The organism is Thermodesulfobacteriota bacterium, assembly GCA_040755095.1.
In the GTDB taxonomy this organism is placed as follows: Bacteria; Desulfobacterota; Desulfobulbia; order Desulfobulbales; family JBFMBH01; genus JBFMBH01.
In genome coordinates this window covers 95,573-108,085 of record JBFMBH010000001.1, presented here as the reverse complement: position 1 = coordinate 108,085, position 12,513 = coordinate 95,573, and the positions used below count along the sequence as shown (strand labels likewise).

Here is a 12,513-nt window from a genome sequence, read left to right as displayed (position 1 = left end):
AGGGGGTAATGTGGACCAGCTTCACATCCAGGCGGCGCGGTAGCAGACGGCCGGCCTCGGGAGCGGCGGCGCCAGGTCAGGGCCGGAAAGAGAGGGCGGGGAAGAGGCTCAGCAGCGTCAGGAGAGGTCTGCGGTCGGGGGGGCGGTACGAAAGCGGCCGGCCACGGCCTCCGGGGGGGAGGTCTGGCCGGTGCGGGAGGGCCGCCGGCGGGTCGGACCCCTGCCGGGTCGCGCGGGGCCCTCCGGGGCCTTGCCGCCTACTGGCCGTCCTTGCTGGTGTGGCAGCGGAAGCAGCCGGTGCCGGCCGCCGCGCCGGTGGCGCCGGTGGTGATGGTGGTGCGGTCCCAGCGCAGCATGTCGTTGTACGGGCTGCCGTGGGCGCGGTGGCACGAGATGCAGGTGACCCGGTCGGTGCCGGGACGGACGGTGGCAGGATCGAAACCGGTCAGGCTGGCCTCGGGCCGAGCCACCGGCACCTGGGGATCGTAGACGGTGAAGGCCTGGAACTCGTATTCGTTGGGGATGACCACATCCGACGGATGCCGCAGCCAGGGGTTGCTGCCGCCGCCGTTGTCGGTGCCCATGAAGGTGGTGGAGAAGCCCGGGGAGTGGAAGTTGTAGTGGCAGCCGGCGCAGAACTTGCCGATGGACTGGGGGGTGTCGTTGTCGGCACCGGTGCCGCTGTAATAATGGTTGTGGGCGTTGGCGGTGGGCTGCTGCTCCCAGTCCGGGTCCTCGATGCCGTTGACCCCGGCGCCGCCCAGCATGTCGTGGCCGGAGGGGGCGCTCAGGAAGCGGTACCAGCCACCGTCTGCCGTGACCGGCACCCCGGCGTCGTCCTGGCCATGGTGTCTGACGCTGTTGTGGCAGCCCTGGCAGCCGTTGCGGCGCTGGCCATAGGTCTGGGCATCGGTGAGGGCCAGGGAGGTGTGGCAGCTGCTGGAGCAGCCGATGGCGCCCGGCGCCACGGCCAGGGTCCCGTCCGCGTTGGAGATGCCGCGGACGTTATGGCCGCGGCTGTCCCCATCGTGGGCCACCCAGTAGAAATTGCCGCCGGCCAGCGGGTCCACCGGCGCCATCAGGTTGTAGACGATGGGGATGCGGGAGCCGCCCACCGTGACGATGGTGTCGGTGCCGGCGCTGGTGTGGCAGCCGACGCAATCGGTCCGGAGCAGAGACGCCTGGGGGTCGCCCGGCAGGCCGCCGTCCAGGGTGCCGCTGTCCCAGCCGGCGCCCAGCCCGGTCCGGACCACTGGCCCGCCGTCCTGGCTGTTGTGCATGGTATGGCAGTTGCTGCACAGAAAGCCCGTGACCCGGGCGCTGGTCGGAGCCGCGATGCCGAGAGCCAAAAGACCTGCCAACAATACGCTTCTTCGGATCAGCACGTCATTCACCGTGGCTTCGCTGTCTGAAGGCCTTGCCGCATACACAGACCGGCCTGGGGTCAGTATAGCACGGCCTCGGACAGGAGCTCCATACTGCAAACGCTTATTCGTTTATGAACGTCTTCGCCCGGGCCCGGCCGGCCACCATCCGCCTGGCGGCCAGTGGGGCCGGTCTCCCGGATCAGTCCTGGGTGTGGAAGGTCCGATCCACCAGCTCGTTGATGAAGGCCGCCGGCTCGGTGACCCCGGCCGCCGGGATGACGATCCGGGGCCAGCCCTTCTTGTGGCTGATGAGCCGCAGGCCGTATTCGTAGGCCTGGCCCAGCCGGGTAACCAGGGCCTGGATCTCCTCCGGCCCCTGGGGCCAGGTGGCGAGGATGGCGTCCACGGCATCCTCGCCAAAGACGACCTGCATGCCGCAGCGCTCGGTGATGGCCGGCTCGCAGTCGTGGACCGCCCGGGCCAGCTCCAGCCACCGGTCGCAGACCGCCCGGGTGTCCAGCAGGTCCTCCTGGCAGCGGGCGGCCATCAGCTCCAGCCGCGGCGCCGAAAGCGGCAGGCCCTGGGATTCCAGATAGGGGCCGGAGCGCTCCCGGAGAAAGGCGACCAGCTCCTGGCGCTGGCTGGCCAGAAGCTCCTGGTAGCGGCGCTCGTGGCCGGTGCGGACCGCCGGATCCCCAAGCAGCGCCTGCAGCTGAGCCTGGGGGGCGTACACCAGGGCGGCGCTCGCCACCAGAAAGCGGATGTCGGTGGACGGCAGGCGCTTTTCGAAGGGCAGCAGCACCGATTCCACCACCCGCACCAGCCCCCGGGCGCCGGTGCCCTCCGCCTGGGCCCGCCGGGCCAGTTCCTGGAGGGCCTCGTCCTCGAACAGCAGCCGGATCCCGTAGGCCAGGAAATCCTGCTTCTTGCTGGCCACCACCGAGCTGTTGGGATTCTTGAGAATAACGAACAGATCGCCTTCGCTCAAGGGATCAAAGACGGCGATCACCGGCAGGCGGCCGATGAACTCGCTTTCAAAGCCATAGGCGTGGAGATCCTCCGCCCGGACCTCCCGGCAGAGGTCCGGCTGCTCCCGCCGGGCTCGCATGGGGCTGGCAAAGCCGATGGCTTGGCTGCCCAGCCGCTTGCGGATGATGTCGTCCAGGTCGGCGAAGGCGCCGCTCATGATGAAGAGGATGTCCCGGGTGTTGACGGTGCGCCTTTCCCGCTTGCCGGTGGCCCGGTACCGCTCCAGGGCCTCCAGCTGGGCGATGGGATCATGGGGCACCCGCAAGTCCACCTCGGTCTCCTCCATGGGCTTCAGCAGGGCGCGCTGGACCCCGGTGCGGGAGACATCCGGGCCGATGAGGTTGCGGCTGGCCGCGATCTTGTCGATCTCGTCGATGTAGATGATGCCGTGCTGGGCCGCCTCCAGGTCACCGCCCGCCCGCTCCACCAGCTCCCGGACCAGATCCTCCACATCCCCGCCCACGTAGCCGGTCTCGCTGAATTTGGTGGCGTCGCCCTTGACGAAGGGCACCCCCAGCTTGTCGGCGATGAGCTTGATGAGAAAGGTCTTGCCGACGCCGGTAGGGCCGATGAGCAGCACATTGCTCTTGATGCGGCCCCGCTCCCGGCCGGCCCGCTTCGGGTCGGCGAGCGCCCGGCGGAGGCGGTTGAAATGGGTGCAGATCTTGGTGGCCAGGATCGCCTTGGCCTCGTCCTGGCGGACCACATATTCGTCGAGATAGGCCACCAGCTCCTCGGGCTTGAGGGCGAAGTCCCGCAGCAGGCCGGGCCCGGTGGCCGGTCCTGCTTCCGGCTCGTCGGGCCGCTGGGGCTGCGGGGTCAGGATCTGGGACATCACCTTGACCCGCTCCCCATACTTTTTGGACAGGTATTGCTCCAGGTCCCGCTCGATCTCCTTGGGAGAGGGCAGGCCATGGCCGGGAGGGTCGGTGGCGTGGGGCTGCTGGCGAAGATCGTGCCGGGGCTGGGCGGCAGGCTTGGGCATGACGGAATCCATACGGCTCAGTCGCCCTCCGGGGCCAGGGCGAGGGCCTTGAGCTTCTTGTGCAGATGGCTGCGCTCAAGACCGATCTGGTCGGCGGTCTGGGAGATGTTGCCGCCATTGGCCAGCAGGCGCTGGCGCAGGAAGTGTCGCTCGAACTGGCGGCGGGCCTCCCGGAATTCCAGGGGCCAGGCCGGCGCCGGCTCGGGGCTGGTCGCACCGGCTCCGCCCTGCTGGCCCGCCGGCCGCAGGAAGGCCTGCACCAGATCGTCCCTGATGAGCGGCTCCGGGCACATGATGGCCAGCCGCTCAACAAGATTGCGCAGCTCCCGGACGTTCCCTGGCCAGCTGTGGGCCCGCAGCACCTCCAGGGCAGCCGGGGTCAGCGTCTTTTTGCCCAGCCCTTTGGTGGCGCAGTCGTCCAGGAACAGGGCCGCCAGCACTGGCAGATCGCTGGCGCGCTCCCTGAGCGGCGGCACAAAGATCGGCACCACGTTGAGGCGCCAGAAGAGATCCTCCCGGAAGGTGCCGGCAGCGATCTCCTCTTCCAGGTTCTTGTTGGTGGCCGCCAGAACCCGCACATCCACCCGCCGGGTGCGGTTGCCGCCCACCCGCTCGAACTTCTGCTCCTGGAGGATACGCAGGATCTTGGCCTGGGTCTTGAGGCTCATGTCGCCGATCTCGTCCAGAAACAGGCTGCCGCCATCCGCCTGGTCGAAGCGGCCTTCCTTGGTCGCGGTGGCGCCGGTGAAGGCGCCGCGCTCATGGCCGAAGAGCTCGGACTCGATGAGCTCTTCCGGGATGGCGGCGCAGTTCACCTCCACCATCAACCGGTCCCGGCGGCGGCTCTGGCGGTGGATGGCCTGGGCCACCAGTTCCTTGCCGGTGCCATGCTCGCCCCGGATGAGCACCCAGGCGTCGGTGGGCGCCACCCGCTCGATCTCGGCCCGCAGCCGGATCATGGCCGGGCTGTCGCCGGTCAGCCGGGGACGATGCTCCTCCCGCTGGCGGTAGATGGTGTTGTCCGCCTCCAGCCGGGCCAGGCGCAAGGCATTGCTGATGGCGACCACGATCTTGTCATAGGAAGGCGGCTTTTCGATGAAGTCGTAGGCCCCCATCCGGGTGGCCTTGACCGCGGTCTCGATGGTGCCGTGGCCCGAGATCATGATCACCGGCAGGGTCGGATCGCTCTCCTTGATGGTCTTGAGCACCGCCAGGCCGTCAAGGCCCGGCATCCAGATGTCCAGGAGCACCAGATCCGGCCGGCTCTCCTCGAGGCGGCTCAGGCACTCCTGGCCATCCGTGGCCTCCAGAGCCAGGAAGCCCTCGTCCGCCAGGATACCGGCGATGGACTCCCGGATGCGGGCCTCGTCGTCGACGATCAGGATGCGCGGCTTGTCCGTGGGGCCAAGGGGATTCATGGGACCAATGGGACGGATGGGACGGATGGGAAAAGGGCTCTCTGGCGAAGCATCTTCATGCCAGGGGCAGGTCCACCACGAACACGGCTCCCCCCCCGGGGTTGTCCCGCACCCGCATGTAGCCGCCGTGGCCCGCCACCACCGAGCTGGCGATGGCCAGGCCCAGGCCGGTGCCGCCCTTCTTGGTGGAAAAGTACGGCTCGAAGACCCGCGGCTTGTCCTCGTCCGGAACCCCGGGGCCGTTGTCCGCCACCTCCAAGATAACCCGTTTGTGGTCTCTGTCCAGGGCGAGGGACACCTTGAGGCGGCCGCCGGCGGCCAGCGCCGCCACACCGTTGTCCAGGAGGTTGACCACCACCTGCTGGAGCTGTTTGCGGTCGAAGGAGAATTCCGGGATGACGTCCTCCTCCTCGAAGACGAACACCATCTCCCGGTGGGCCTCCTGATAGAGGGCCATGGTCTCCCGCACCATGTCCTGGATGCGGCCCGGGGCCAGCTGCACCGCCGGCAGGCGGGCAAAGCTCGAAAACTCGCCCACCAGGCGCCTAAGCTCCTCCACTTGGCTGATGATGGTACGGGTGCACAGATCAAAGACCTCGGCGTTCTCGCCCAGGACATGGAGGTAGCGCTTGCGCAGCCGCTGTGCCGACAGGCCGATGGGAGTGAGGGGGTTTTTCACCTCGTGGGCGATGCGCCGGGCCACCTCCCGCCAGGCGGCGACCCGCTGTGCCTTCTCCAGCTCGGTCAGGTTCTCAAAGACCAGCACATGGCCCTGGCGATTGCCGGCCTCATCCTCCAGGCGGGTGAGGCTGGCCACGAGCGAGTGGGGCTGGCGGCGGATGGCCAGGCGCAACGGGCGCTGGATGGTGGGCCGGTCGCTTCCGGCCAGCTCGGCCATGAGATCCTCCAGCACGGTCCGGTAGGCGGCAGGGAGAATGGCCTGGTACGGCTGGGCCACGACGCTGGCGGCCGGGATCCGGAACAGCTCCTCGGCAAAACGGTTGAAGGAGGTGATGATGCCGCTCGCGTCAAAAGAGACCACGCCGGCAGCCACGTTCTGGAGGATGATCTCGGTGTGGCGGCGGCGGTTGTCCAGCTCGATGTTCTTGGCCAAGAGGGCCTGGTTGCTTTCCGCCAACTGCCGGTGACTGGCCTTGAGGTCCTGGGTCATGCGGTTGAAGGACTCCACCAGAACCCCCATCTCATCGCTGGACTCCGGCGCCAGGACGAAGTCCAGATCCCCCTCCGCCACCCGGCGGGTGGCAAAGGCCAGCCCTTTGATGGGGCCGGTGAGGCCTCGGGCCACGTAGAAGCCGAACCAGATGGCGGAAAAGACGATGAGCAGGGTGACAATGAGCAGGAGGACCAAGAGGCTGGTCTTGAGAGGCCCCTTGAGCAGTATGAGCTGGCGGTAGCCCCCCAGGCCCTGGGAAACGGCCTCCATCTGCCGCAGCCGCTGGGCCGGGATGAGCTTGGCGCTGGCCAGCAGGCCCCCTGGCGTCATGGTCAGGCCCCGGACGACATCGCCGGCCGGCAGGGACTGGACAATGCTGAGACCGGCTTCCCCGGCCAGGGCGCGGCGGACCAGGGGCGCCGGCAGCTCGGGCAGGGCGGCGGCCGCCAGGGCGCTGCTGCCGGCCCGGATGCTGCCGGCCGGGGTGACGAGCTCCAGCCCGGCCAGGCCCAGCTCGGCGGCCAGGCCGGCCAGCTGCTGCTGGGCGCCGGCGGCATCGGCAGCCAGGCCTGCCGCCGCCAAACGAGCCGCCACGATCTGGCTGGCCCGCAGGCTGTCCTGGCGCACCTCCTGGTACAGGCTGCGGCTCAAGGCCAGGGACTCCTCCAGGGATTCCTCGACACGGCTGTTGAACCAGTAATCCATGCTGGTGGAAACGAACTGCAGGGCGACCGCGAACAGGAGGCCGGTGGGGATGAGGGACAAGGAGACGAAGGAAATGACCAGCTTGGTGCGCAGCGACGAGCCCAGGAGCCGCTGCCGCCGCTCGAAGGCCAGGTGCACCAGGTTCCGCAGAACCAGGAACACCATGAGCAGGAGCAGGATGACGTTGAGGTTGATGAGGGTGAAGACCAGGACATTGCCGCTCACCGGCAGAGGCACTGGCCCCAAGGAGATGAGCCGCGTCTCCAGAAAGGTGAAGAGACTGACCAGGGCCAGGCAGCCGGCGATGACCAGCCACAGCCGCCGGCGCTTCCTGGTCGGGTCGGCAGCTGGTCGATCCGGTCCGGAGGCGGGGGCTGGCAGGGTTGACGGCGGCGGGCCGGAGGTCATGGGGGGTGGCTCCTGGGGCGGTCAGTACCGGAATTCCACCGCGTGCCAGTCGCTCTCCTGGTCCCAGAAGGACAGGAAGGGCACGAGATCCAGGAGCTTCACGGCCGGGCCCTTTCTGGTCAGCTTCACCTTGGCCGCCAGCCGGTAGCGGCCCTCCGGCACCAGGACGGAAAGGGGGGCCATCCGGAAGCCGGCCAGCGCGGCCATCCGGGCCTTGGCGTCCCGCCAGGCCTTGATGGTCACCACCGCCCGGTCGCCCTCCTCCTCGGTGATCCGGTATTCGTCCCGGAGGGAGTCGTAGGTCAGGATGCGCTCCAGGGAATGCTCCACCAGGGTGCGGTCAGGCCAGGCCGGCCGTACCTCCGAAAGCTCCAGGAAGAAGGTGAAGGTCAGCGGCATGCCGCTGTGGAGGCATTCCACGACCTCCGGCGGAAAGCCGTCCGCCACGGAGAGATACACCAGAAGCTCGGTCTGGGAGTTGGTGACGATGACCTCGGTGATGGCCGGCGGCTCGGCAGCCGGCGCCGGCTGGGCAGGCAGCAGCCCGGCGAAAAGGGCGGCCAGCACCAGCGCCAGGGAGCGCCAGGGCACCGGCGAGCGGCCAGGGAGGGTAAAGCCGGCAGGGCGCGAAGGCAATGGCGAGGCTCCGGCTGGCATGCACACAGAGAGAGGGCATTGGTCGGGCAGGCTGCAAGACAGGAGGCGGCCCGGGACTGGCCCCCTACACTACGAGGCTGCCACCCCTTCGTCAAGGGGGATCGGCTGCCGGGGGCGCGGTTGGCCAGTCCTTTGCTTTTGACAGGCAACCTCGGTCCTGTCTATGATCTCCAGGAGTTGGGAAACGCTGCCGCCGTTTTTGTCCACGCCGAGATCTTCATGAGCCTGCCCCGCTTCTCCGTCAGCCTCCATGTCATCATCCCCCTGATCTTTGCCGGTCTGTCGCTCCTGTCGGTCATCGGTGCGTATCATCTCACCGGCTATACCCTGCGCCAGGGTGGAGCAGCGGGCCTGGCCATCTCCCTGTGGGCCGGGTGCATGGCCCTGGCCAGCAGCGGCTGTGGCCTGGTGGTGGCCCGTCTCCTCCTGCGGCCGATGGAGCGCTTCATGGCGACCGCCAAGAGCCTGCCCGTTCTGGCCGCCGCAGCGCCGCCCGTCAGCCGGCCGGAGCCCGGGGACGAGATCCAGCATCTGACGCGCTTTTTCGAACAGGTCACCGACGTGCTGTCCACGGTGGAGGCCAAGAGCCTCTTCCCGGAGGTGATCGTGGAAAGCCGAGCCATGCGGGGCCTGCTCTCCCATGTCATGAAGGTGGCGCCCACCGATTCCACCGTGCTCATCCTGGGGGAGAGCGGCACCGGCAAGGAGCTGGTGGCGGCCAGCATCTACCAGCACAGCCGCCGCCTGGGCAAGCCCTTTGTCACGATCAACTGCGTGGCCATTCCCGAGGAGCTTCTGGAGAGCGAGCTGTTCGGCCATGAGAAGGGGGCGTTCACCGGCGCCACCAGCCGCAAGATCGGCAAGTTCGAGGCGGCCAACGGCGGCACCATCTTTCTCGACGAGATCGGCGACATGCCTTTGTCCCTGCAGGCCAAGCTCCTGCGGGTCCTGCAGGAGCGGGAGCTGGAAAGGGTGGGGGGGACCCGTCCGATCCGGCTTGATGTGCGCTTCATTGCCGCCACCAACAAGAATCTCCTGCAGATGGTCGAAAAGGGCCGCTTCCGGGAGGACCTCTATCACCGGCTGAACGTCTTCGTGCTCCAGGTGCCGCCGTTGCGGGAACGGCGCCGGGATGACATCCCGATCCTGGTGGAGCATTTCCTGGCCCAGGCGCCCCGGCCGGCCCGCCTCGACGATGGGGCCTTGCAGGCCCTGGTCAACTACAGCTGGCCGGGCAATGTGCGGGAGCTTAAGAACACCGTCGAGCGGGCGTCCCTGATCTGCGAGGAGGGGCTCATCACGTTGGCCCACCTGCCGCCGGCCATGGTGCAGGCAGCGCCGGCGCCGGCGGCGGCCGGCGAGGCCGATCCGGGGGCCTCCCTGGATGCCCGCCTGGGGGCGCTGGAGAAGGGGATGATCATCGAGGCCCTGAAGCGGACCGGCGGGGTGCAGGTGCGGGCCGCGGCGCTCCTGGGTATCAACCAGCGCAGCCTGTGGCACCGGGTGAAGAAGTACGGCATCGACGTGGCGGCCCTGAAATAGCGGGCACCGCCAGCCGGCGAGCTACGGGGAGCGGGTCCAGCGGGCGGGGGCCTGGGCGGTGGAGGCCTGGCGGTTGAAGGTCCTGGCTGGGCCGCCCTCGAAGGAGACGTCGTTGCCGGTCCAGGTGTAATGGTCGCCCAGCGCCGTGGTCATGCGCGCCTGCAGCACCGAATCGTCCCAGGTCGCGGTGTCGGTCAGCTTGTAGCTGCTCCAGGTCAGGTTCTCCCGGGAGTTGAGCTGGGCCACCGCCTCGTCCAGGGCCCGGAGCTTGGCCTCCTCGGTGAGGTCCAGGTACTTGGGCACCGCCACCGCGGCCAGGAGGGCCAGGAGGACGAGCACGGCGACGATCTCCAGCAGGGTGAAGCCGGCGGCGCCGGTGGCCGGCCGGCCCCCGGGGCTGCTCCGAGCGCGATCCTCCTGCCTCGCACACCGCTGCCGCATGGCTGCCGGTCGCCTCGGCCAGGCCCCCCTGGCAGCCGTCCTGCCGGCACCGCCGGCGGACGTCGCTGCCAGGGGCAGGGGGTTGGATGCCGTCACGTCACTGGGCGCGGGTCCAGTTGCCCGGCGTGGTCTCGGTGGAGGCGGTGCGGGTGAAGGCCTTGGCGGTGCCGCTCTGGAAGGAGACATTGTTCCCGGACCAGGCGTATTCCGATCCCAGGTCGGTGTCCATGTACGTGCCCAGGAGGGTGGCGTCGGCCCAGGTCGCCGGCGAGGTCAGCTTGTACCGGCCCCAGGCCAGGTTTTCCCGGGAGTTCAGCTCCGAGATCCCGGCGTCCAGGGCCTTGACCTTGGCCTCGTTGGACATGTCGATGTACTTGGGCACGGCCACGGCAGCCAGGATGCCCAGAAGGATGAGCACGGCGATGATCTCGATGAGGGTGAAGCCCTGTTGGCTCACCAGGATGGGGGTGGTGCGGGCGGCTTTGTCCTTTGGCATGATCGGGTCTCCTGCGTGCTAGAGGTTCGGTGCTGCACAACGGCCTGTGCCTGGATCCTTAAGCAACAGATGTGCCAGAGCCAGGCAACCAGGCGCCCAGAGGCCCGAGGGGAGCCATCCGGCCGGCGGCGCGGCGCCGGCCGGATGGAGGGCGCTGTGAAACGACTTCTCTGGTCTCCAAAATTTGGAGAACGGGCTTCAGGGCGTGAAGGGTGAGGGGTGGAAGTGGACAATTATGGGAACCCGTTTCACGGGTCCCCTGGTCAGGGCTGGGGGGATGAGCCGGCGAGGGCCGCCGCCAAACGGTCGCTGCGGCCGGCGGCCAGAGGGGCGTTGGCGGTCTCGATCTCCCGGCTGGCGGCCAGGATCTCCGTTCGGGGCAGACGGGCGGCAAGATCCGCCAGCAGGGCCTGGGCCTGCGGCTGATCCCCGGCCAGAAGCGCCAGGTCGATGAGGGCCAGGCGGGCGGGCAGGGCATCGGGATCGGCGGCCAGCACCGCCTGCAGGCTGGTCCGGGCGGCCGGCAGGAGACCGGCCAGCCCCTGGACCTCGCCGAGGAGATAGCCCAGAGCCGGCTCCTGGGGCCAGCGGGCCACAGCGGCCTCCAGCTCCCGGACCGCCTCCAGGGCACGGCCCTGGGTCACCAGGATCTGGGCCAGCAGCCGGGTGCTCTCCGGGCTGGGGTCCAGGTCCCGGGCCTGGCGGGCCCGGGCCTCGGCTGCCGCCAGCTCCCCTTCCTGCCAGAGGCGGCGGGCCAGGGCCAGGGCCGCGGGCAGGAAGCCGGGCTGCGCTGCCAGGGCTTTCTCCAGGGAGATCCTGGCGGCTGGCCAATCGCCGAGCCGGTCCTGGGTCGCAGCCAGGGCGAGGAGGATCCGGTGCTCCTGGCGGCGGGCCACGTCTTCGCGCGCCGCCAGGGCACTTTCGATCATGACCCGGGCCTCCTGGGGCCGGCCGGCCTCCAGATAGGCCAGGCCCAGATTCTGCCGGGGCCGGCGCAGGCCCGGTGCCTTGGCCACATTGTCCTCCCACAGGCTGATCTCGCTGGCAAAGACCTGGTTGCGGCCCCGGGTGACCGCCGCCTCCCAGGCCACGAGACCAGCCGCGGCCAGGGCTGCCAGCACCGCCGGCCCGGCCCGTTGGCCCAGCCGGCTTCCCAGCCAGGCGATGCCCATGGCCGGCAGGGCAAAAAGCGGCATGGCCGGCAGGTAGTTGCGGTGCTCGAAGGCCAGCTCCAGGGGCAGGACGCTGCCCTCGATGGCGTGGTTGGCCAGGAAGAAGAGGCCGGCAAAGGCCGGCAGGGGCGCGCGGCGGTGCCCGGCCAGCGACAGCACGAGCACGGCGGTCAGGGCCAGAAGGGCGGCGGCGGTGGTCCAGGGTGTGAAGAGACCGGTGGAGACCGGCAGGTCGTGGAGGAGCATCAGCCGGGAGGGCGCCGGCCAGGCCAGGAGCGACAGGTAGCGGCCCAGGACCCGCGGCTCGGTGATCAGCCTTTGCTCCAGGGTGAAGGGCCGCAGGTCAAAGGCGGCCAGGAGTCGCTCCGGCCCGTGCCAGGCCAGGGCCGCCCCCATGGTCGCGAGGCCCAGCCCGGCCAGAAGCGCCGGCCAGATCCGGCCCGCCGGCCGCGGCCCCAGCAGCCATTCGGTCAAGAGGATATTCACCGGCAGCAGGAGACCGTTCTCCTTGCTGCCCATGGACACGAGGCCGAAGAGGCCAGTCAGGGCATACCAGGGCCAGCCGCGGCCCTGGCGGGCCCGGCGGCCGGCCAGGAAAGCGGCCAGGGCCAGGATCTGGAAGGCCCCGGCCTGCACGGCCATCCTCTGCACGATGTAGGTGACTGCCGGCACGTGCACCGGATGGATCGCCCACCACAGCGCCGCCGCCAGGGCGATCGCCCGGCCCTGTCCTGCCAGCCGGCCGCCCACCCGGGGCTCGTCCAGGGCCTGGGCCAGGAAGAGAAACAGACCGCAAGCCGCCACAAGGTGCAGGCCCAGATTGACCAGATGGTAGCCGGCCACCGCCGTCCCACCCCAGGACCAGCTCACCGCCAGAGTCAGGAAAGAAAAGGGACGCAGCAGGCCGCTGGCGGGCGGGCCGGCCATGGCGCGGGCCAGGCTGGCCCAGCGCCAGTCGGTGAGGCGCAGGTTGGGGTTGTCGAGGATGTTGGCGCGGTCGTCCAGATGCCAGCCGGCATCCAGGCTGTTGCCGTAGACGGCCACCACGGCCACCGCCAGCAGGAGGCCGGGGGCCCACCGGCCCAGAGGGGAGCTGCCCGGCGCGGGAAGAGACGCCAT

The 12,513-nt window shown here is 69.4% G+C and carries 9 protein-coding genes; 1 reads left to right on the top strand and 8 read right to left on the bottom strand.

The features are described from left to right. Window positions 1–257: 257 nt before the first annotated feature. The 5 genes from AB1634_00395 to AB1634_00375 form a co-directional block, all read right to left on the bottom strand. The gene (locus tag AB1634_00395) at window positions 258–1,349 is read right to left on the bottom strand and encodes a cytochrome c3 family protein (GenBank protein ID MEW6217976.1); all 1,092 of its coding nucleotides are present in this window, start codon (window positions 1,347–1,349) and stop codon (window positions 258–260) included. A gap of 217 nt (window positions 1,350–1,566) precedes the next feature. Next, window positions 1,567–3,381, bottom strand: a complete 1,815-nt coding sequence (locus AB1634_00390; GenBank protein MEW6217975.1) for an AAA family ATPase — start codon at window positions 3,379–3,381, stop codon at window positions 1,567–1,569. 17 nt (window positions 3,382–3,398) lie between these two features. Further along, the gene (locus AB1634_00385; protein MEW6217974.1) at window positions 3,399–4,799 is read right to left on the bottom strand and encodes a sigma-54 dependent transcriptional regulator; all 1,401 of its coding nucleotides are present in this window, start codon (window positions 4,797–4,799) and stop codon (window positions 3,399–3,401) included. A 55-nt stretch (window positions 4,800–4,854) separates the two neighbouring features. Further along, a complete protein-coding gene (locus AB1634_00380) occupies window positions 4,855–7,086 on the bottom strand; it encodes an ATP-binding protein (protein MEW6217973.1) in 2,232 nt (743 codons plus the stop codon). Window positions 7,087–7,107: 21 nt separating this feature from the next. Beyond that, window positions 7,108–7,722: a DUF4390 domain-containing protein gene (locus tag AB1634_00375; GenBank protein MEW6217972.1), complete on the bottom strand. Its 615-nt coding sequence runs from the start codon at window positions 7,720–7,722 to the stop codon at window positions 7,108–7,110. 198 nt (window positions 7,723–7,920) lie between these two features. Between AB1634_00375 and AB1634_00370 the strand changes: the two genes are divergently transcribed. After that, the gene (locus AB1634_00370; GenBank protein MEW6217971.1) at window positions 7,921–9,285 is read left to right on the top strand and encodes a sigma-54 dependent transcriptional regulator; all 1,365 of its coding nucleotides are present in this window, start codon (window positions 7,921–7,923) and stop codon (window positions 9,283–9,285) included. Window positions 9,286–9,306: 21 nt separating this feature from the next. Here AB1634_00370 and AB1634_00365 read toward each other — a convergent pair whose 3' ends face one another. The 3 genes from AB1634_00365 to AB1634_00355 form a co-directional block, all read right to left on the bottom strand. Then, window positions 9,307–9,726, bottom strand: coding sequence for a prepilin-type N-terminal cleavage/methylation domain-containing protein (locus tag AB1634_00365; protein ID MEW6217970.1), 420 nt, complete (start codon window positions 9,724–9,726; stop codon window positions 9,307–9,309). Between the two features lie 97 nt (window positions 9,727–9,823). Next, on the bottom strand, window positions 9,824–10,222 hold the full coding sequence (locus tag AB1634_00360) for a prepilin-type N-terminal cleavage/methylation domain-containing protein (GenBank protein ID MEW6217969.1): 399 nt from the start codon (window positions 10,220–10,222) through the stop codon (window positions 9,824–9,826). Window positions 10,223–10,485: 263 nt separating this feature from the next. Continuing rightward, window positions 10,486–12,513, bottom strand: a complete 2,028-nt coding sequence (locus tag AB1634_00355; GenBank protein ID MEW6217968.1) for a hypothetical protein — start codon at window positions 12,511–12,513, stop codon at window positions 10,486–10,488.

Bases quoted from the DNA above. Each gene is read 5' to 3' on its own strand.
- AB1634_00360 (MEW6217969.1), bottom strand. From the start codon at position 10,222: ATGCCAAAGGACAAAGCCGCCCGCACCACCCCCATCCTGGTGAGCCAA.
- AB1634_00365 (MEW6217970.1), bottom strand. From the start codon at position 9,726: ATGCGGCAGCGGTGTGCGAGGCAGGAGGATCGCGCTCGGAGCAGCCCC.
- AB1634_00385 (MEW6217974.1), bottom strand. From the start codon at position 4,799: ATGAATCCCCTTGGCCCCACGGACAAGCCGCGCATCCTGATCGTCGAC.
- AB1634_00390 (MEW6217975.1), bottom strand. From the start codon at position 3,381: ATGCCCAAGCCTGCCGCCCAGCCCCGGCACGATCTTCGCCAGCAGCCC.
- AB1634_00355 (MEW6217968.1), bottom strand. From the start codon at position 12,513: ATGGCGTCTCTTCCCGCGCCGGGCAGCTCCCCTCTGGGCCGGTGGGCC.
- AB1634_00380 (MEW6217973.1), bottom strand. From the start codon at position 7,086: ATGACCTCCGGCCCGCCGCCGTCAACCCTGCCAGCCCCCGCCTCCGGA.